At 61.5% G+C, this 20,426-nt stretch carries 20 protein-coding genes; 14 read left to right on the plus strand and 6 right to left on the minus strand.

The window, feature by feature from the left end; all coding sequences use genetic code 11:
* Positions 1–11: 11 nt before the first annotated feature.
* The gene (locus ACZRMO_RS12800) at positions 12–764 is read right to left on the minus strand and encodes a thioesterase II family protein (RefSeq protein WP_463973088.1); all 753 of its coding nucleotides are present in this window, start codon (positions 762–764) and stop codon (positions 12–14) included.
* Between the two features lie 302 nt (positions 765–1,066).
* On the opposite strand from ACZRMO_RS12800, the gene ACZRMO_RS12805 reads away from it, so the two are divergent.
* Positions 1,067–1,618, plus strand: a complete 552-nt coding sequence (locus ACZRMO_RS12805) for an RNA polymerase factor sigma-70 (protein WP_026136875.1) — start codon at positions 1,067–1,069, stop codon at positions 1,616–1,618.
* 175 nt (positions 1,619–1,793) lie between these two features.
* Here ACZRMO_RS12805 and ACZRMO_RS12810 read toward each other — a convergent pair whose 3' ends face one another.
* Together ACZRMO_RS12810 and ACZRMO_RS12815 are read right to left on the minus strand one after the other, a co-directional pair.
* On the minus strand, positions 1,794–2,582 hold the full coding sequence (locus tag ACZRMO_RS12810) for a substrate-binding periplasmic protein (protein ID WP_463973089.1): 789 nt from the start codon (positions 2,580–2,582) through the stop codon (positions 1,794–1,796).
* 93 nt (positions 2,583–2,675) lie between these two features.
* On the minus strand, positions 2,676–3,299 hold the full coding sequence (locus tag ACZRMO_RS12815; RefSeq protein ID WP_463973090.1) for a TetR/AcrR family transcriptional regulator: 624 nt from the start codon (positions 3,297–3,299) through the stop codon (positions 2,676–2,678).
* A 153-nt stretch (positions 3,300–3,452) separates the two neighbouring features.
* On the opposite strand from ACZRMO_RS12815, the gene ACZRMO_RS12820 reads away from it, so the two are divergent.
* From ACZRMO_RS12820 to ACZRMO_RS12865, 10 genes are all read left to right on the plus strand, one after another.
* Positions 3,453–5,231 carry an acyclic terpene utilization AtuA family protein gene (locus ACZRMO_RS12820; protein ID WP_463973091.1) on the plus strand — a complete coding sequence of 593 codons (1,779 nt, stop codon included), beginning with the start codon at positions 3,453–3,455 and terminating at the stop codon, positions 5,229–5,231.
* Between the two features lie 13 nt (positions 5,232–5,244).
* Complete coding sequence (locus ACZRMO_RS12825; RefSeq protein WP_463973092.1) at positions 5,245–6,117, plus strand: SDR family oxidoreductase; 873 nt, start codon at positions 5,245–5,247, stop codon at positions 6,115–6,117.
* 3 nt (positions 6,118–6,120) lie between these two features.
* The gene (gene atuC / locus ACZRMO_RS12830; RefSeq protein WP_463973093.1) at positions 6,121–7,734 is read left to right on the plus strand and encodes a geranyl-CoA carboxylase subunit beta; all 1,614 of its coding nucleotides are present in this window, start codon (positions 6,121–6,123) and stop codon (positions 7,732–7,734) included.
* A gap of 67 nt (positions 7,735–7,801) precedes the next feature.
* Positions 7,802–8,959 carry a citronellyl-CoA dehydrogenase gene (atuD, locus tag ACZRMO_RS12835; RefSeq protein ID WP_463973094.1) on the plus strand — a complete coding sequence of 386 codons (1,158 nt, stop codon included), beginning with the start codon at positions 7,802–7,804 and terminating at the stop codon, positions 8,957–8,959.
* On the plus strand, positions 8,956–9,717 hold the full coding sequence (locus ACZRMO_RS12840; protein WP_463973095.1) for an enoyl-CoA hydratase/isomerase family protein: 762 nt from the start codon (positions 8,956–8,958) through the stop codon (positions 9,715–9,717). The genes atuD and ACZRMO_RS12840 overlap by 4 nt, the downstream gene beginning before the upstream one ends.
* Before the next feature lie 138 nt (positions 9,718–9,855).
* Positions 9,856–11,739 carry an acetyl/propionyl/methylcrotonyl-CoA carboxylase subunit alpha gene (locus ACZRMO_RS12845; protein WP_463973096.1) on the plus strand — a complete coding sequence of 628 codons (1,884 nt, stop codon included), beginning with the start codon at positions 9,856–9,858 and terminating at the stop codon, positions 11,737–11,739.
* 72 nt (positions 11,740–11,811) lie between these two features.
* Entirely contained in the window at positions 11,812–12,354 is a 543-nt protein-coding gene (locus ACZRMO_RS12850) for a 3'-5' exonuclease (RefSeq protein WP_463973097.1), read from the plus strand.
* A gap of 63 nt (positions 12,355–12,417) precedes the next feature.
* Entirely contained in the window at positions 12,418–12,702 is a 285-nt protein-coding gene (gene ppnP, locus ACZRMO_RS12855) for a pyrimidine/purine nucleoside phosphorylase (protein WP_463973098.1), read from the plus strand.
* Between the two features lie 604 nt (positions 12,703–13,306).
* Positions 13,307–14,344, plus strand: a complete 1,038-nt coding sequence (locus ACZRMO_RS12860; RefSeq protein ID WP_463973099.1) for a polymorphic toxin type 44 domain-containing protein — start codon at positions 13,307–13,309, stop codon at positions 14,342–14,344.
* The gene (locus ACZRMO_RS12865; RefSeq protein ID WP_463973100.1) at positions 14,322–14,750 is read left to right on the plus strand and encodes a hypothetical protein; all 429 of its coding nucleotides are present in this window, start codon (positions 14,322–14,324) and stop codon (positions 14,748–14,750) included. The genes ACZRMO_RS12860 and ACZRMO_RS12865 overlap by 23 nt, the downstream gene beginning before the upstream one ends.
* 65 nt (positions 14,751–14,815) lie before the next feature.
* On the opposite strand, the gene ACZRMO_RS12870 is transcribed toward ACZRMO_RS12865, so the two are convergent.
* Positions 14,816–15,622 (minus strand): MOSC domain-containing protein, encoded by an 807-nt coding sequence (locus ACZRMO_RS12870; RefSeq protein ID WP_463973101.1) that lies wholly within the window; start codon positions 15,620–15,622, stop codon positions 14,816–14,818.
* A 192-nt stretch (positions 15,623–15,814) separates the two neighbouring features.
* Positions 15,815–16,750, minus strand: a complete 936-nt coding sequence (locus tag ACZRMO_RS12875; RefSeq protein ID WP_017735246.1) for a chemotaxis protein CheV — start codon at positions 16,748–16,750, stop codon at positions 15,815–15,817.
* Positions 16,751–17,268: 518 nt separating this feature from the next.
* Here ACZRMO_RS12875 and ACZRMO_RS12880 point away from each other — a divergent pair.
* From ACZRMO_RS12880 to ACZRMO_RS12890, 3 genes are all read left to right on the plus strand, one after another.
* Positions 17,269–17,718: a hypothetical protein gene (locus tag ACZRMO_RS12880; RefSeq protein ID WP_463973102.1), complete on the plus strand. Its 450-nt coding sequence runs from the start codon at positions 17,269–17,271 to the stop codon at positions 17,716–17,718.
* 229 nt (positions 17,719–17,947) lie between these two features.
* Entirely contained in the window at positions 17,948–18,841 is an 894-nt protein-coding gene (locus ACZRMO_RS12885; protein WP_463973103.1) for a sensor histidine kinase, read from the plus strand.
* Entirely contained in the window at positions 18,838–19,497 is a 660-nt protein-coding gene (locus ACZRMO_RS12890; protein WP_124526486.1) for a response regulator transcription factor, read from the plus strand. Before ACZRMO_RS12885 ends, ACZRMO_RS12890 begins: the two co-directional genes overlap by 4 nt.
* On the opposite strand, the gene yegS is transcribed toward ACZRMO_RS12890, so the two are convergent.
* Positions 19,456–20,373, minus strand: a complete 918-nt coding sequence (gene yegS / locus ACZRMO_RS12895) for a lipid kinase YegS (RefSeq protein ID WP_463973104.1) — start codon at positions 20,371–20,373, stop codon at positions 19,456–19,458. The two genes, ACZRMO_RS12890 and yegS, sit on opposite strands and share 42 nt — an antisense overlap.
* Positions 20,374–20,426: the final 53 nt, after the last annotated feature.

The raw sequence follows: 20,426 nt of genomic DNA on the forward strand, positions 1-20,426 counted from the left end.
GTCGGGTGCGTTCAGCCGGCGATCAATTGCCGCGCCGCGTCATTGCGCCAGCGGGCCAGGTGCTCGTCGGCGTAGCGACGGATGCAGCGCAGTACGGCGCTTTCGTGCTGCACGAGGAAGAAGTGGTGGCCGTCGAACATGTCCAGGGAGAAACCGCTGGCGGCGTCGTCCTGCCAGTCGAGCAACTGGTCGGCGCGCACGCTGTCTTGCTTGCCGCCGAACACGTGGATCGGCAGGCGCAACGGCACGCGCTCGCCGTAGGTGAAGCTGCCGCAGAGGAGAAAGTCCGCGCGCAGGATCGGCAGCATCAGCGCCATCAGTTCGGGGTTGGCCAGGGCTTCTTCGGCGGTGCCTTGCAGTTCGCGCAGGCGGGCGAGCAGCTGGGCATCGGTCTTTTCAATGGCGTATTCACTGACATCGCGGCGCGCCGGGCCCGCCGTGCCGGAGGCAAACAGTGCGAGTGGCGCCGGCAGGTTGCGTGCGCGCAGGGCGTGGGCCAGTTCGAAGGCCAACAGGCCGCCGAGGCTGTGGCCGAACAAGGCGTAAGGGCCGTTGAGGTCGCGGCCGATCTCATCGGCGAGTTGCGCCGCCAGGGCCTTGATATCGCGCTGCAACGGCTCGTCCATGCGCATGCCACGCCCGGGCAATTCCAGCGGGCACACCTGCAACCACGCCGGCATCGCCCGGCGCCAGCGGGCATACACCATGGCGCTGGCGCCCGAATAGGGCAGGCAAAACAGGCGCAGGCACGTCGGCGTACTCATCCGGCGAGTACTCCAAACTGAAACACGCTGTATGCACGATAAAAACCCATTTCGCCCTCCTGCGGGTGCTGATCCATGGCCGTTTTACGAACGGACCTGTCACCCAAGAGAACGGACGGAGCGGGCAAATAATTAGTCGCAGGCTTTGCGCGAGACGTGGTTCACAGCAAACCAGAAAGCATAAGATTAGTTCGCCTTCTCATTTGACAATCATTATCATTAAGCATAATTTGTTGCCCGATGTGTAGGAGGCCTCAGCAAGGATGCCCTCCCCCAACCTCTTTGCGACAAGGTGATTTTCCATGACGGAACAAGTATCCACAGGCAGGTGCGACTCACCTCTTCTGCAGGCTTTTGTCGACAATCGACTGATCCTGGTGAAGATCGCGGCACGTATTACCGGGTGCCGCTCCCGCGCCGAAGACGTAGTGCAGGACGCCTACTTCCGGCTGCAATCGGCGCCGACGATTACCTCATCGTTCAAGGCCCAATTGAGCTATCTGTTCCAGATCGTGCGCAACCTGGCGATCGATCACTATCGCAAGCAGGCCCTGGAGCTCAAATACTCCGGCACGGAAGAGGAAGGCTTGAATGTGGTTATTCACGGCGCTTCACCGGAAACCTCGCACATCAACTTCAGCACCCTGGAAAACATCGCCGACGCCCTGACGGAATTGCCCCAGCGCACCCGGTACGCGTTCGAGATGTACCGCCTGCACGGCGTGCCGCAAAAGGACATCGCCAAGGAATTAGGCGTATCGCCGACCCTGGTCAACTTCATGATCCGCGATGCGCTGGTGCATTGCCGCAAGGTGTCGGGTAGCCATAGCGATACGTTTGCGCGGCGGGTCTGAACACGCCACAGCACTCAATGTGGAATAAACCAATGTGGGAGCGGGCTTGTGTGGGAGCGGGCTTGCTCGCGAATGCGGTAGATCAGTCAAAATACCTGTGACTGACACACCGTCTTCGCGAGCAAGCCCGCTCCCACAAAAGCCCATTCCCACATTTGGATTTTTGATAAGCCGGTCAGGGCGTGGGCATCACATCGATGCGATACGGCTCGAAAATCTTCAACATCTCGCCGCTCTCTCGCAGACGCTTGAGCAACCCGGCAAACGCCTCGGCGGTGATCGGCGCCTTGGGCCGCAGCAACGCGTAGTGGTGATACACCTGATCAATGCGCTCCGACACCAAAAACTGCCCCGCCATGTCCGCATTGCGCACCATGAAATCACTCAGGTACGAACGCGTCACCAGCGCGATATCGGCACGCCCACGCGCGACCATCAGCAAGTTGCTGTCATGGGAATAGGTCAACGTGGCGTTGAAGTGTTCGGCCATGTACTTGGGGTCGGGGTTGAAGTTGGCGAAGGCATAGTGATAACCGCTGAACACCGCCAGGCGTTTGCCCGCCAGGTCAGCGAAGTAGCCCTGTTCGCGCCCGGGCGCACGCTGGGCGACGAAGACTTCCGCATCCTCCAGGCCCATGTCGATGCTGGCGTGAGCGATCTTCTGCCAGCCCCACTCGGGGTTTTCGAAGATGGCCATGTCGACCCGGCCCTGCTCGAAATCACGGAAACGGCGCGGAATGGAGGTGGGCACCAGCACAAACTGGTAGTCGCTCTGCGAAGTGTTCAGGGCCTCCACCAGTTGCGGCAGCAAGCCGGTGTCGGCACCTTGCTCAGGGCGTACGGTGTAGGGCGGGAAATGCGCCGCGCCGATCCTCACCAATTGCGCAGCCGAAGCCGGCACCCACCATGCGGTGCCCAGTGCCAAAAAGGTAACTCCTGCAGCCAGCCGCCATGGCGAAAACATTGAGGCACACACCGTTGAATACTCTGATGGCGATAAGCTAGGCGTTTTTGTCGGGAGAGACAACTTTCCACCGCCAAATTAATAGCTTGCTCATCAATCGGCTTTAAGCACCATCAGCAGCGCTTCTTCGGCCAACTGCTCCAGGGTCAGGCTGCCTTCGGCGCGAAACCAGGTGGTGGTCCAGGACAACGCCCCGGTCAGAAAGCGCCGGGTGATAAACACATCGCCCCGGATATAGCCCGCCGCCTTGGCCTCGCCCAACACCTGCAACCAGATCTCTTCGTACACATCACGCAACGCCAGTACCTGCGCCTGGCCTTCGGCCGACAGCGAACGCCACTCGTACACCAGCACCGCCATGGCCTCGCCGCTGCCGCCCATGATCGATTGCAACTCGCAGCGGATCAGCGCCAGCACCCGCTCGCGCACGTTGCGCGCTTCTTCGAGGGAGGCGCGCATCATCGCGGTGTTGTAGTGGATGGTTTCTTCCATCACCGCCCGCAGGATCTCGTCCTTGCTCTTGAAGTGATGAAAAATGCTCCCGGACTGAATGCCCACGGCGCTCGCCAGGTCACGCACGGTGGTGCGTTCAAAGCCTTTGTTACGGAACAGGTGCGCCGCCGTTTGCAGCAACTTGCCCCGGGCACTGTCGGGGTCGGTCAACTGGCCGCCATCGACCATGGTGCGCATCACCCGCAGGGCTTTGTGCTCATCCATGCCACTCTCCTCTACTTCTACTGACGTCTTGGCCGGCAATTTAGGCCGTGGCCGCCACCCAAGCAAGCGCTTGGGCAAAATCTGTGTCGGGAGTTTACAGACCAAGCGCTTGCTTGGTAGTCTCGGCAACAGCCATCAGAGGAAGGATTTCTCATGCGTGACACGGTTCGTATCGGCTGCGCCAGCGCCTTTTGGGGCGACACCTGCACCGCCGCCGCCCAGTTGGTGCACGGCGGCGCGCTGGATTACCTGGTATTCGACTACCTGGCGGAGGTGACGATGTCGATCCTTGCCGGCGCGCGGATGAAAGACCCCCAGGCCGGCTACGCCACGGATTTTGTCGAGGTGCTCACGCCGCTGCTGGCCGAGATCCAGCACCAAGACATCCGCGTGATCAGCAACGCCGGCGGCATCCACCCCCAGGCCTGTGCCGCCGCCCTGCAAGCGGCCTGTGACAAGGCCGGCATCGCGCTGAAAATCGCCGTACTGCTAGGCGATGACCTGCAACCCGAACTCAAAAAACTCCACGGCATCACCGACATGTTCAACGGCGCGCCCCTGCCGCCCGTGTGCGTGTCCGCCAACGCCTACCTCGGCGCGCCGGGCATCGCACACGCGCTGGCACTGGGCGCCGACATCGTCATCACCGGCCGCGTCGTCGACAGTGCCGTGGTCAGCGCCGCCTTGGTGCATGCCTTCGATTGGTCCTGGCACGACTACGACCGCCTCGCCCAAGCCGCCCTGGCCGGGCATATCATCGAATGCGGCGCACAGTGCACCGGCGGCAATTTCACCGATTGGCGCGACGTGCCGGACTATGAACACATCGGCTTCCCCATCGTCGAAGTCAGCGCCGATGGCGCGTTCACCGTGAGCAAAGTCGCGGGCACGGGCGGGCTGATCAGCGAGCTGAGCGTGGCCGAACAGCTGTTGTACGAGATTGGCGACCCGCGCGCCTACCTGCTGCCGGATGTGATCTGCGACTTCAGCCAGGTCACCTTGCAGCAGCAGGGCGAAAACCGCGTGCACCTGCACGGCGCCAAGGGCCTGCCACCGACCGACCAGTACAAGGTCAGCGCCACCTACCCCGACGGTTTCCGCTGCACCGCCAGTTGCCTGATCGCCGGGATCGACGCCGTGGCCAAGGCCGAGCGGGTCAGCCAGGCGATCATCGACAAGACCGCCGAACTGTTCAGCCAGCGCGGCTGGGCGCCGTACACCGAAGTGAATATCGAACTGCTCGGCAGCGAAGCCACCTATGGCACCCACGCACGGCGCCACGATTGCCGCGAAGTGGTGGTGAAATTGGCGGTGCGCCATCCCAACAAACAGGCACTGGTGTTGTTTGCCCGCGAGATCGCCCAGGCCGCCACCGGCATGGCGCCGGGGCTGACCGGGATCGTCGGTGGGCGGCCCACCGTGTATCCGTTGATTCGCCTGTTTTCATTCCTGGTGGATAAAGCGTTCTGCACGCCCGCGATCAACGTTCAGGGCGAGCGCCACGCCGTCGAACTGCCCATCGCCAGCCCGCTGCAAACACCGGCGGCGGCAATTGATCCGCCCCAACCCCAAGGCCACGCCGATGCCAGCGTGCCCCTGGTCAAACTCGCCGTGGCGCGCTCCGGCGACAAGGGCAACCACAGCAATATCGGGGTGATCGCCCGCGCCCCCGAGTACCTGCCGTGGATCGCCGAAGCGCTGACGCCCGCAGTGATCGTCGATTGGATGAGCCACGTGCTCGACCCGCTGCATGGCCGCGTCGAGCGCTGGTACCTGCCCGGCAGCCACAGTCTCAACTTCCTCTTGGAAAACGCCCTGGGCGGCGGCGGTATCGCCAGCCTGCGCATCGACCCGCAAGGCAAGGCGTTCGCCCAGCAATTGCTGGAAATCCCCATCGCCGTACCGCAACACCTCGCCGATCAACTCAACTGACAGGAGCGTTGCCGTGGCCTTCGACTCGATCTTCAAAGCCGACCTGTTCCAGGGGCACACCGTGATTGTCACCGGTGGCGGCAGCGGCATTGGCCGTTGCACCGCCCATGAACTGGCGGCCCTCGGTGCCCAGGTGATTCTGGTGGGGCGCAAACCCGAGAAACTGCAAACCGTCGCCGCAGAAATTGCCGAAGATGGCGGCAACGCCCATTGGCAGGCCTGCGACATTCGCGATGAAGAGGCGGTGAAGGCGCTGGTCACGCAGATCCTCAACGACCATGGGCCGATCCACGGCCTGGTGAACAACGCCGGCGGCCAATACCCGTCACCGCTGGCGTCGATCAATCAAAAAGGCTTTGAAACCGTGCTGCGCACCAACCTCGTCGGTGGTTTCCTGATGGCGCGGGAAGTGTTCAACCAGTCGATGAGCAAACACGGCGGCGCCATCGTCAACATGCTCGCCGACATGTGGGGCGGCATGCCCGGCATGGGTCACTCGGGCGCGGCGCGCGCAGGCATGGACAACTTCACCAAGACCGCCGCGTTTGAGTGGGGCTGCGCCGGGGTGCGGGTCAACGCCGTGGCGCCGGGCTGGATCGCCTCCAGCGGCATGGACACCTACGAAGGCGCGTTCAAAGCGGTGATCCCGACCCTGCGCGAGCATGTGCCGCTCAAGCGCATCGGCACCGAATCGGAAGTCAGCGCGGCCATCGTGTTCCTGCTCAGCCCCGCCGCTGCATTTGTCAGCGGCAGCACCCTGCGCATCGACGGCGCCGCCAGCCTGGGCAGCCGCGCCTGGCCATTGCACAAGGCACAGCCGCCGAGCGAACCCTTCAATGGTTTTCACCGCGCGTACTTGCCAGACGTGCTCAAGGCGGAGCAATAAACCATGCCGCTGATTGAATCCCTGATCGACCCCCACAGCGCCCAGTTCGCACAAAACCGCGCAGCCATGCAGGTGGGCATCCAGCACCTGCGCCAGCTGGAGCAGAACCTGCTGGACAAGGCCGAAGAAGCCCGCGCCAAGTTCGACCAGCGCGGCCAACTGCTGCCCCGTGAACGCCTCAACCTGCTGCTGGACCCCGGCGCGCCGTTCCTCGAACTGGCCAGCCTGGCCGGCTACAAGCTGCACGATGACAAGGACGGCAGCGCCGCCGGCGGTGGCTTGATCGCCGGCATTGGTTACGTCAGCGGTGTACGCATGTTGGTGGTGGCCAACAACAGCGCGATCAAGGGCGGTACAATTTCCCCCAGTGGCCTGAAAAAATCCCTGCGCCTGCAACAGATCGCCCTGGAAAACAAACTGCCGGTGGTGACCCTGGCCGAGAGCGGCGGCGCCAACCTCAACTACGCCGCCGAGATTTTCGTCGAAGGCGCACGCAGTTTTGCCAACCAGGCGCGCATGTCGGCCATGGGCTTGCCGCAGATCACCGTGGTGCACGGCTCGGCCACGGCGGGCGGGGCGTATCAGCCGGGGCTGTCGGATTACGTGGTGGTGGTGCGGGGCAAGGCCAAGCTGTTCCTCGCCGGGCCGCCGCTGCTTAAAGCCGCGACCGGCGAAGTGGCGACGGATGAAGAACTGGGCGGCGCCGAGATGCACGCACACGTCGCCGGCACCGCCGAATACCTGGCGGAAAACGACGCGGACGGCGTGCGCATCGTGCGTGAAATCGTCAGTGCCTTGCCGTGGAATGAGCGTCTTCCAGCGACTGCACAGCGCACTTACCGCGAACCGCTGTACCCCATCGAAGACCTGCTGGGCCTGATCCCCGACGACCCGAAAAAGCCCTATGACGTGCGCGAAATCCTCGCGCGCCTGGCGGACGCGTCGAGCTTCCTCGAATTCAAAAGCGAGTTCGACGCCCACACCGTCTGCGGCCACCTGCACATCCACGGCCACGCCGTCGGCGTGATCGGCAACAACGGCCCGATCACGCCCAAGGGCGCGAGCAAGGCCGCGCAATTTATCCAGCTGTGCGACCAGAGCCGCACGCCGCTGCTGTTCCTGCACAACACCACCGGCTTTATGGTGGGCACCGAGTCGGAACAGCAAGGGGTGATCAAACACGGCGCGAAGATGATCCAGGCGGTGGCGAATGCGCGGGTGCCTAAACTGACGATTGTGGTCGGCGGCTCCTACGGCGCCGGCAACTATGCAATGTGCGGCCGTGGCCTGGACCCGCGGTTTATCTTCGCCTGGCCCAACAGCCGCACGGCGGTGATGGGCGGCGCGCAGGCGGGCAAGGTGCTGCGGATTGTCACCGAGGCCAAGCAGTTGAAAAACGGTGTGGTGCCCGACCCCAAGGTGCTGGACATGCTGGAACAGGTCACCGCGCAGAAGCTCGACAGCCAGTCCACGGCGCTGTATGGCAGCGCGAACCTGTGGGACGACGGGCTGATCGACCCACGGGATACGCGGACCTTGCTCGGCTTATTGCTGGATATCTGCCACGAGGCCGACGTGCGCGAGTTGCAACCCAACACCTTCGGCGTAGCGCGCTGATCGTTCCCACGCTCCGCGTGGTAATGCATCCCCGGACGCTCCGCGTCCCCAAGGAGAACAATAAAAAATGATCTTCACCCAGGAACACCAGGAACTGCGCCGCACCGTCCGCGCCTTCGTCGACCGTGAGATCAACCCCCATGTGGATGAATGGGAAAAAGCCGGGCGCTTCCCCATCCACGAGATCTTCCGCAAGGCCGGCGACCTCGGCCTGCTGGGCATCTCCAAGCCGGAACAATTCGGCGGCATGGGCCTGGACTACAGCTACTCCATCGTCGCCGCCGAAGAGTTCGGCAGCATCCGCTGCGGCGGCATCCCCATGGCCATCGGCGTGCAGACCGACATGTGCACCCCCGCCCTCGCCCGCTTCGGCAGCGATGAACTGCGCGACGAGTTCCTGCGCCCGGCCATCAGCGGTGAGCAGGTCGGTTGCATTGGCGTCTCGGAAGTCGGCGCCGGTTCCGATGTGGCCGGGCTCAAGACCCACGCGCGCAAGGACGGCAGCGACTACGTGATCAACGGCAGCAAGATGTGGATCACCAACTCCCCCAGCGCCGACTTTATCTGCCTGCTGGCCAACACCTCCGACGACAAGCCGCATATCAACAAGTCGCTGATCATGGTGCCGATGAACACACCCGGCATCAGCGTCAGCGCACCCCTGGAAAAACTCGGCATGCACAGCTCCGAGACCGCCCAGGTGTTTTTCGACGACGTGCGCGTACCGCAACGCAACCGCATCGGCCACGAAGGCGCGGGCTTCATGATGCAGATGCTGCAATTCCAGGAAGAACGCCTGTTTGGCGCGGCCAATATGATCAAGGGCCTGGAGTACTGCATCGACAGCACCATCGCGTACTGCAAGGAGCGCCAGACCTTTGGCAAGGCGCTGATCGACAACCAGGTCATCCACTTCCGCCTGGCCGAACTGGCCACCGAGATCGAATGCCTGCGCGCCCTGGTGTACCAAGCCACCGAGCAATACATCAAGGGCCAGGACGTGACGCGCCTGGCCTCCATGGCCAAGCTCAAGGCCGGGCGCCTGGGCCGCGAAGTCAGCGACAGTTGCCTGCAATACTGGGGCGGCATGGGCTTTATGTGGGACAACCCGGTGGCGCGCGCCTACCGCGACGTGCGGCTGGTGTCGATTGGCGGCGGCGCCGACGAAATCATGCTGGGCATCATCTGCAAACTGATGGGCACCTTGCCGGGAAAAAAACCATGAACACCTTGCTGCTGGAACCGCATAACGGCGTGCTGCACATCACCCTCAATCGCCCGCAAAGCCGCAATGCGATGAGCCTGGAGATGGTCAACGAACTGCACGGGGTGCTGACGCAGCTGGATGGCCGCACGCGCGCCGTGGTGATCAGCGGGGCCGGCGGGCACTTCTGCGCCGGGGCGGATGTGAAGGACCTGGTCACTGCTGGCAACCAATTGCAGGCGCTGAACCGCGCGTTCGGCACCTTGCTGCAAGCTGTCGAGGCGGTGCCCCAGGTGGTGATCGTAGTGCTGCAAGGCGCAGTGCTCGGCGGTGGGTTTGGCTTGGCCTGCGTAAGTGATATCGCGATTGCCGACCACCAGGCGCAGTTCGGCTTGCCGGAAACAGGCCTGGGCTTGCTGCCGGCGCAGATTGCACCGTTTGTGGTCAAGCGCATCGGGCTGACCCAGGCCCGCCGACTGGCGCTGACGGCGGCGCGGTTTGACGGGGTGGAGGCGGAGCAGCTGGGCGTGGTGCACTTTACCGAGCGTGATCCGCAGGCGTTGGCCGAGCGGTTGGATGAGGTGCTGGGGCAGGTGCTGCGGTGTGCGCCGGGGGCGAATGGGCGGACCAAGGCGTTGTTGCTGGCCAGTGTCGATGAGCCGCTGGAGGTGGTCCTGGATCGCGGGGCGCAGTGGTTTGCCGAAGCGGTGCGCGGTGAAGAAGGGATTGAGGGGACGCAGGCGTTTGTGCAGAAGCGTAAGCCAGGGTGGTGCAAATGATCGTTCCCACGCTCCGCGTGGGAATGCCGCCCCGGACGCTCCGCGTCCTGCCAAGGTTTGAGCAAGGTGACGCGGAGCGTCACGGGATGCGTTCCCACGCGGAGCGTGGGAACGATCAGTCAGCAGAGGAATAACCCCATGCCCGCATTCAGCAAAATCCTCATCGCCAACCGCGGCGAAATCGCCTGCCGCATTCAACGCACCGCCCAGGCCCTGGGCTACCGCACCGTGGCCGTGTACAGCGACGCCGACACCCAGGCCCTGCATGTGCAGATGGCCGACGAAGCCGTGCCCATCGGCCCCGCACCCGTGCAACAGTCCTATCTGAATATCGCGGCGATTCTTGAAGCGGCACGCATAACCGGCGCCGACGCCATCCACCCCGGCTACGGCTTCCTCTCGGAAAACCCCGACTTCGCCCGCGCCTGCCTGGCGGCCGGCCTGACCTTCATAGGCCCCAGCGTCGAGGCCATCGAACTGATGGGCAGCAAGCGCCTGTCCAAACTCGCCATGCTCGACGCAGGTGTGCCGTGCATCGCCGGCTACCAAGGCGGCGCCCAGGACGACGCCACCCTGCAACACGAAGCCGAACGCATCGGCTACCCGCTGATGGTCAAGGCCAGCGCCGGCGGTGGTGGCCGCGGCATGCGCCTGGTGCACACGGCCGATGCGTTGCTGGAGAACCTGCACACGGCGCGCTCCGAAGCGAGAAACGCGTTTGGCAGCGACGAGCTGATCCTTGAGCAAGCGCTGATCGACCCGCGCCACGTCGAAATCCAGCTGTTCGGCGACAGCCATGGCCAGTTGATCTACCTCGGCGAGCGCGACTGTTCGATCCAGCGCCGCCATCAAAAAATCATCGAAGAAGCGCCCTGCCCGGTGATGACCGCTGAGCTGCGCCAGGCCATGGGCGACGCGGCCCTGCAAGCCGGGCGCGCGGTGCAGTACGTTGGCGCGGGCACCGTGGAGTTTTTGCTCGACCGCAACGGCCAGTTCTACTTCCTGGAGATGAACACCCGCCTGCAAGTGGAACACCCGGTCACCGAACTGATCACCGGCCTTGACCTGGTGGACTGGCAATTGCAGATCGCCGCCGGCCAGCCCCTGCCGCTGACGCAAGCGGACGTGAGCCTGAGCGGCCACGCCATGGAAGTGCGCCTGTACGCCGAAGACCCGGCCCAGGGCTTCCTGCCGCAAACCGGCGATGTATTGCGCTGGCAACCGGCCGCAGGCGTGCGCATTGACCATGGTGTGTGCGAAGGCCAGCCCGTCAGCCCGTTCTACGACCCGATGCTCGGCAAGCTCATCGCCCACGGCGCGACCCGTGAAGAGGCGCGGCGCAAACTGCTGCGCGCGGTGGAGGACACGCTGTTGCTGGGCGTGACCACCAATCAACGCTTCCTGGCGGATTTGCTCAAGCACGAGGATTTTATCCGCGGCGAATTCAGCACCGGGTTTATCGCCAGACACTTCGACCACATCCCGCGCCAGCCGGTGTCCGCCGAGCAGCTCAGCCTGGCCGCCGCGCTGTTCTATCAACACAGCGCCGGCACGCATCCCCAGGGCCTCGCGGGCTGGCGCAACAACGCCAGCGTCGCGGGCACTTACCGCCTGGAGGTCAATGACGAAATCCACAGCGTGCCCCTTGCCCCGCTGGCAGTCACCACCGACGGCCGCTACGCCACCCTGGTGCTCAACGGCATCCGTCGCCGCATCGCCTACCACCTCGACGGTGACCAATTGTGGCTACCGGGCTTGCACGTGACCAACCGCGCCCACCAGGCCGCCAGCCGTCAGGCCGACGCCCAAAGCGGCACGGTCAAGGCGCCGATGGACGGGGCCATCGTTGCTGTGCGCGTGAGCAAAGGTGAGCGCGTGAGCAAAGGCCAACTGCTGCTGGTGCTTGAAGCGATGAAAATGGAGCATTCGCTGACCGCCGGGATCGACGGGGTGATCAAAGGCGTGCAGGTCATTGCCGGCGATCAGGTGCGCAATCGCCAGGTTCTGCTGGAGATCGAATAACGCCTAGGCGGAACTACGCGGCCGGGCTACGCTCTATCCCCATCAAGAAGGGAAGAGACGGGAACCTGCACGATGCCTCATTGGCTGATTATTGACCTTGAAGCCACGACGGATGACGGCGGCTGGCCCGTGACGGAGATGGAAGTCATCGAGATCGGCGCGAGCCTGGTGAACCGCCAGGGCCGCGAGCTGGATCACTTCCAGCGCTTTGTCCGGCCGTTGCGCCGGCCCTTGCTGACGCCCTTTTGCCGCCAGTTGACCCACATCACCCAGGCGAATATCGACGCTGCCGCGCCGATCACCGAGGTGTGGCCGCTGTTCGAACGCTGGCTGGGCCAGCACCACGCGCGCCTGGAAGGCTGGGCCAGTTGGGGTGACTACGACCGCAAACAGCTGGAACTGGAGTGGCAGCGCCATGGCCTGGCCAGCGCACTGGCACAAACGGCCCATGTGAACCTCAAGCAACGTTTCGCCAAGGCGCGCCGCCTGGACAAGCCGCTGGGGCTCAATGGCGCGCTGCAATTGGCGGGGATGCAGTTCAACGGCCAGCAACATCGAGCACTGGAAGATGCGCGCAACACCGCACGCCTGTTGCCGCTGATTTTGCCGGTCTAGGCAGCTCCCCTGCCCTTGGGCATACTGGCCGACCTTTCCAGACCCTTTTCCGAGGATTCACCCATGTTTAAAGTCAACGAGTACTTCGACGGCACCGTCAAGTCGATCGCTTTCGGCACCGCAGAAGGTCCGGCGACCATCGGCGTGATGGCCCCGGGTGAATACGAATTCGGCACCGCCCAGCGTGAAATCATGCACGTGGTGTCGGGCGCGCTGACCGTCAAGCTGCCAGAAGCCGCCGAGTGGGAAACCTTCGCTGCCGGCAGCCAGTTCAACGTACCGGCCAACAGCAAGTTTCAACTGAAAGTCGCCGTAGACACTGCTTACCTGTGCGAATACCGCGGCTGAGTTTCACGCGGTAAAAAAAGGCCCCCAGTCAGCGATTAACGACGGGGGCATCTAACATATGAAGCGTTATTGGTAACGCGCTTACTAGTCCTGACGTTGCGGCTGGGCCACGCCAATATCAGCCCCCCCTCTTGTATGGCCGACGTGGCTAGCGGCCGTAGGATTCTCCTACCTACAAGGTGAAGTACTGAGCTGGAAAACCTGGCGTTTTCTGGAGCAACCCTAACAGGGGGTGTAATCCGCAACCGCCGATTTTTCCGGCAGCGCCCCCCTGCATTTTCGCTTTTTGCAGCTTCACTCCCAACGGCTCCACTGTGAGAATGATGACCGCCTGTCAGTCATATGCATAAATGCATAGATTTCTATTGCTTTGAGTAGTGTTTATTTATACAGTAGTTTTACTTCCTGTCTGGTGTCCTTCGTCTGGTGGGTCCTGGTGACTTGAACGGTTAGTTATTGCCCACTTAAAAGGATCGCGCTTTGCTGGACTTTTAAGTGAATGAACTGCCGTTTGGTTTAACTAAAGACCATCAAGAACATTCAAGCAGGAAGGTGTTCAAACACAAAATGATCAAATTTTAATACTTATTGAAAGGAATCGATAATGACAGAAAAAAATATCTTCGTTACTAGTGGCAGGCCTTTTACTCCTCCAAGCAGCGGTGGTGGTGGTAGTGGCAATTACGCAGGCTTACCATCGGAACCAAGTTCCACGCGGCCTACGGCTGGGGTTGAGTTTATGTATCAATCCTTGACAGACCAAGCTGAGGAACTATTGTTTGACTCCAGCATGGCCTCTCGGAAATACTACGCAGATGAACAAAAGAAAATACCAGAGCGCGCGAGTAAAAAAATAGCTGACATTGAATCCAAAGTTTCCAGCAGTACTGGAAAGCCTGTTGACAAGGCACAGCTGAGAATCTACAACATCACCAAGATTATGGTGGAAAACTCAAACACCTATGTAGAAAAAGTCAATGCTGCCAAGGCTTTTGACGGCGCCGACCCAATTCTCGGCTGGCGATATTCTTATGGTGACTATGGTCCTGAGTTTTATCAATCAGTCTTCGTCTGGAAGGATTCTCTTCGGGCCGCCTATGAGGCTAAGTTGTTGGTAGAAGAAAATGATATTTTGTACACTCACCTCGTCGCAGCAAACGGGATGCTTGCAACTGCTCAAGCCGCGGAAGCTGCCGAGATTGCGGCCAAATCCGAAGCACAGGCAAAGCTTCTGAGGGATGCTGAAGAGCAGGCTCGTCTCGGTCAATATCCTGCTACCCCGCCAGGAGTATCACTTGACCAAAACCTACAAGAAGCGTTAAACCAATATAAACAAAACCCAGGGTCTCCGCTTGTTTACACTTGGTTTTATCTCAAAGTTCGAAATAGCGGCCCTTGGGATTACAAGCAGATTGCGCGTCTACACGAAAACTTCGGAAACTTTAACTATGGCGCTACCGGGACAGCAGCAGGCATTCCAGACATTGTACTTTTGAGGGCTGCCGGTGCAGCACAGCGTGTGGCTGGTAGTTCATCGGCAGACTTTGGGAAATGGTGGTCGGAAGAGCCCTACGGGGATGATCCGGTAGATCAAGTATGGATCAAAGCAGGCATTGATTATGCAAAGTCAAAAGGGTACTAAGCTTAGTATATGGATACTTCTGATTATTTGCATTGGCCAAGGAGTATACATCTATTTTTCTGAGCCAAGTAGGCCGCCCCCTACAAAGGTTGTTTCAGTCACGAATGTGGGTGAAGGGGGTGCTATTTATGAAATATTATACGACTCAGGAGGGGCTACTGTTCCCTTGATCTATAGATATTTCCTCATGGATATTCAGGCAAATGATCAGGAGGCGCTTGAAAAGTCCACGGAACGAGAGCCATTTCTTGTTACTAAAAGCCCTAATGCGGTTCGTAAAGTCATTGGTGATAGCGTCAAGTTAAAAACCAGCGAGACCATCTATGATTTTCACAACGTATCCATATATAAAAATAACGGCAAAATCAACATCGTAACATTTGATTTGGTTTCTACCGTTAAATAGCAGAGTTATAAATCACGCTTAGTACTTAATGTCAGCCAGCCCGTCTCGCAGGAGACGGGCTTTTTTCATTCCAGGATCGTTACCGGCATGCCCACCGCCAACTGGCCGACGCCATCGTTGACCAGGTTCTGGCCAAACATCGCGCCGTTCTCGGTCTTGCGATACGCCTCCAGGGTCACGAAGGGTTCGCGGTCGGCGCTGCGCTCGCCGGTCTGCGGGTCGATGGTGGTGAGGATGCAACGCGAGCACGGCTTGACCGCGCGAAATTCCACATCGCCGATGCGCAGGCGTTTCCAGCCATCTTCGGCAAACGCCTCACTGCCTTCGATCACCAGGTTGGGGCGAAAGCGCAGCATTTCCATGGGCCGGCCGACGCGTTGCGACAGGTCGTCCAGGGAGGCCTGGCCGATCACCAACAACGGGTAACCGTCGGCGAACGCGACCTGGTCATCGTCCTTGCCGTAGCCCGCTTCGGTGGTACGCGCACGCTCCAGGGGGATTTGCACCAGGCGTGTGGACTTGCCAATAAAGTCGCTGACCCAGGCGGCAGCGGCGTCGCCCGCATCCGGGACGCGCAAGGTGTCGCGCCAGATAGTCACGCCGCGCAACTCGGCGTCGCTGCCGGGCAGCGCCACGTCCAGGGTGGGGTAGCCGGCCGAACTGAGGGTCAGGCCGCCGGCGCTGTTCCACAGTGCCGACAGCTGGCTCATCTTCGCCACGGCGCGCTGGGTGAGGAAACGCCCGCTGGCCTCGTCCACCAGCATCCAGCGTCGATCGCCGTCCAACCCCAGCTTATCCAGGCCGATCTGCTGCAAGACCTCGGCCTTGCCGGACTTCAAGGGGTAACGGTACAACGCGCTGAGACGGAGCATGGGCCTGCAATCCTTGGGGGTAAAGACGCTACCCTATCCGAATCAAAGCCCTTTGGCACCTTGTAAGAACGCTGTACCTGTGGCGAGGGAGCTTGCTCCCGCTGGGCCGCGAAGCGGCCCCGGCTCTTGGCTCAAAAAGGCTGGGACTGCTGCGCAGTCCAACGGGAGCAAGCTCCCTCGCCACAAATCAGGTCAAGCGGGCACTTCGTCCAGCATCAGGCGTTCGCGCACCACGTCCACCAGCTTGTCGGGCTGGAACTTGGAGAGGAAGTTGTCGCAGCCGACCTTCTTCACCATCGAGTCGTTGAAGCTGCCCGACAGCGAGGTGTGCAGCACCACATACAAGCCACGCAGGCGCGGGTCGTTGCGGATCTCGGTGGTCAGGCGGTAGCCGTCCATCTCGGGCATTTCGGCATCGGTGAAGACCATCAGCAGCTTGTCGGTCATCACCACGCCACTGTCGGCCCAGGCCTTGAGCATGTTCAGCGCCTTGAGGCCGTCGCTGGCGATGTGCATCTTCAGCCCCAACTGGCCGAGGGTGCCGCGCAGTTGCGAGAGGGCCACGTTGGAGTCGTCCACCAGCAGCACTTCGCGGCCACGGGCGCGTTCCAGCACCGGGTCTTCGAGTTTTTCGCGGGAGACCTTGGCGTTGTACGGCACGATTTCGGCGAGGACTTTTTCCACGTCGATGATTTCCACCAGCTGGTCATCGACCTTGCTGATGGCCGTGAGGTAATGCTGGCGCCCGGCGCTGGTCGGCGGTGGCAGGATCGCTTCCCAGTTCATGTTGACGATGCGGTCCACGCCGCCCACCAGAAACGCCTGTACCGAACGGTTGTACTCGGTGACGATAATGGTGCTGTTCGGCCCCGGCACCAGCGGGCGCATGCCGATGGCCTGGGACAGGTCGATCACCGGCAGCGTCTGGCCGCGCAGGTTGACCACACCGCAGACAAATGGATGGCGCTGGGGCATCAGGGTCAGCTTGGGCAGTTGCAGGACTTCCTGCACCTTGAACACGTTGATCGCGAACAGCTGCCGCCCGGCCAGGCGGAACATGAGGATCTCCAGGCGATTCTCACCGACCAGTTGCGTACGTTGATCTACCGTGTCGAGAATGCCGGCCATTAAAAGCTCCTGATGCGCGAAAGGATTGTGCAGCTCATTAAGGTCTGTTATCGGCGGCAAGCGCCAGATCTTGACCCCGGTAAAATGCCACGTAAATCCATTGATGTCACACTGACATCATGCTTTACTGCCCATGCCTCTTCATATGGCACTACAGCGACGTTGCGCGACATTCAAAGCGACGCAAGGTTCCGCTGCCTAAGGGATTCCCCTAGTAACAATCGGGCCCAACCTGATATTCGCAATATCTAATAGCCATTAATGTGACGCCATTCTCATTGCATGAATGGAGTCAGGCTTTTGTTTGCGATGCCCAGCCCACGACCTACGGGTCTTCCAGCGCTTCATATGTGCGCCCACTCGATGCGGGTCATGCACGGCTATCGCGATCATTACAATAAACTTCCTACTAAAAGTTCAGACGCGAACTACAGATCTCCGTCATATTTCAGCGGTAGTTTTACGCCATTCACCCGACGCGGCATCTCATCACCCGACCTGACGTTGTGGAGACTTGCATGATGAATAGCGCAAACGAATGGCAAACCGCACTTCCCGAGTTCCTGCTGGAAGCTGAAACCTTATTGGCGAAGTCAGAAGAATGCCTGAGCCACCTGCACCTGATTCGCAATGACAGCGATGCCATTGAGTGCATGACGGCCAGCCTCACCCGGCTCGCCGAAAAGGCCGACAACCTGGCCCTGCAGGCCATCAGCGAATTTTCCCGGCATATCCAGTACCTGATCGCCAATGCGGCCAACCCGCTGCATTTGCATGACCAGGCCCTGGATGCCCTGCACGCGTGCCTCACATTGCTGGCCTGGCAGTTGGAACTGATCGACACGCGCACCGGCGAACTGGGCCTGGATGAAAGTGAGCAAACCACCTTGATTGCCACGGTGACCTTGCAGATCCCGCAAAAAAACTTCAGCTTTAAACCCGAGCAGCGCCTGCATCGAGCGTCATGAGTGCCGCTTGGCGTGGTGGTCGCTTTTAATCCGCTACTTGTCCATAAACGACAGGGGCAACTTACGCGCGCGCGTCAGTTATATGCAGATAAAGTACACGCCGTTATAACTTCCCCGAACAGGGAAACTGCGCGATTGACGTCTGGCGACCAGCGGTAATCAAAGTGTTACCATGCCGCCCTCGAAGTGACTCAACTTCATGATGCATACAACGTGAAAAGCATCCGCTATGTACGCCAGCCTCAGGTCACTCCTCGTCAAATCCATCTCCCGCAGCCATGCACGCCGAATCATTCTCGCGCTGTGCCTGTGTTCGCTGCTGGTCAGCCTGTGGGCCTACGTCCTTGCCGCGCCGGTGCCTCTGCTGCTGTTGATCCTCAACCTGGGCACGCTGGGCGTGGTTGCGCTGCAACAATGGGTTTCACGCAAATCCATCAAGTTCCAACCCCAGGAACTGGCTGACCGCCTGCTGCAAGTCCAGGAAAACGAACGCCACCGCCTGAGCCGGGAACTGCACGACGATATCGGCCAATTGCTCACTGCCGCCAAGTTGCAAAGCGAATGGCTGCAGCGCCGCCTGCCCCAGGAGCTGCAAGGCCAATGCTCGGTGCTCGGCAACACCCTGAGTGAAACCCTGGCCAAGGTGCGCGATGTCTCTGCCATCCTCAACCCGCGCCAACTGAGCAGCCTGGGCCTGGAAGCGAGCCTGCGCGCGCACTTGCTCAAGACCCTGGAAAACAGCCCCACGCACTGGAGCCTGGAATGCCAGCAACGGCTGACCGGCATCCCCGAGGAAATGGCCGTGGCGGCGTTCCGCATCACCCAGGAAGCGGTGACCAACATGCAACGCCACGCCCAGGCACGCAACCTGGTGGTGCGCCTGCAACGCCTGCCCGAAGGGCTGTCGCTGACGATCTACGACGACGGCCAAGGCTTTTCACCCGCCCTCGACCCGGGCCGCGAAGGCCAACGGGGCATGGCCGGCATGGCCGAGCGCATCGATCAACTGGGCGGCTCCCTGTCCGTTGTCAGCCATCCGGGCAAAGGCACGCGGATCGACGCGATTTTCCCCTGGGCGCCGCGCGCCCTCGAACGGGCCAGTGCGCCTAAGGTGCTCGAGTGACCTGTAATTTATTGCTGGTGGATGATCACGCGCTGATCCGGGCTGGCGTGCGCGCGCTGATCCTCGATATTCCCGGCTACGCGGTGGTCGGCGAAGCCAGCGACGGCGCGCAGTTGCTCGCGCAATTCAATGCCCTGCAACCGGATATCGTGCTGCTGGACCTGTCGATGAAACACACCGGTGGCCTCGACGCCTTGCAGCAACTCAAGAGCGCCCACCCCAAGAGCAAGGTGTTGATCCTGTCGATGCACACCGACCCGGAACTGATCATGCGCGCCCTGGAGTCCGGCGCCCACGGCTACCTGCTCAAGGACACCAGCGCCAGCGAGCTGGAACACGCCCTGTTGGCGTTGCGCAACAACGAACGCTACCTGAGCCCGGCGATTGCCCACACGGTGATCAACCAGGCGCTGGTGCGTAATCAGGCCCCAGCCTCCCCCGTGGTCCACAGCCACAACCTCACGGCGCGCCAACTGGAGATCCTGCGCTTGATCGTGCGCGGCAAGTCCACCCGGGAAATCGCCCACGGCCTCGGCTTGAGCATCAAGACCGTGGAAGCGCACCGCTCGCAGATCATGAAGCGCCTACAGATTTTCGACGTGGCGGGCCTGGTGTTATTCGCGGTGCGCGAGCAGATCATCAGCCTCGACGACTAGCGGCGAACCCACCGGCAGGTGCACACGCAAGGCCTTGGGCAAGGCGACAAAACGCAAGTCATCACCCTTTAGCGGCTCGCCATCCAGATTGATATACAACCCGTCGGCGACCTTGATCTCGACCCACGGCAAGCGCGCGCGCACAAAGATGTTGTCCAGCCCGCCGTCGCTCATCAGCGTCAGCAAGGTGCCGACCACTTCCTGGGGTGCCGGCAGGATGCTGATGTCGAGCAAACCATCATCCACCACCGCGCCCGGGCACAGCACATGCCCGCCGCCCGCCTGGCGCCCGTTGCCGATGCCCAGCGCAAGCAGGTCGCCCTTCCAGTGGAAGTCCGGCCCTTCCAGCTCACCATAGGCGGCCTTTAATTCACTGAAGCGGGTCAGGCCGGTAAACAGGTAGGCCGCGCCACCGAGGACTTTCTTCAAGTCTTCAGAGGTGTTGGCCGTGACCTGGCTGCCGAAGCCGCCGGTGGCCATGTTGAGGAAGATCTGCCCACCGGCCTGGCCCAGGTCGATAGCCGTTGGCGGCACCTCCAGCAACGCCAGCGCCAACGCCGGTTCCAGCGGCACGCCAGCGGCGCGGGCGAAGTCATTGGCGGTGCCCAGGGGCATCAGCACCAGGCTGGCGTCGGTCTTGGCATGGGCCATCGCTTCGGCGACGTCACGCAAAGTGCCGTCGCCACCGCCGGCGATCAGGTGCGTGTAGCCGGCGTCGAGGGCTTCACGGACCAGGCGCTTGGCGTCGCCGCCCTCCCATGTGACCCGTACCGCCAGCTCCCAGCCCTGCTCACGCCGGGCCTGCACGGCGGCGCGCACGTCCTCGTTGAGGGCTTGCTTGCCGTGGAGGATCAACAGTGCCTTGGGGCTGCTCATAGCGGGCTTACTCCTGGTTGCAAAGGTGCATGAAGGATGTGGACCTTTGCCGG

It is taken from the genome of Pseudomonas sp. B611 (genome assembly GCF_055407965.1).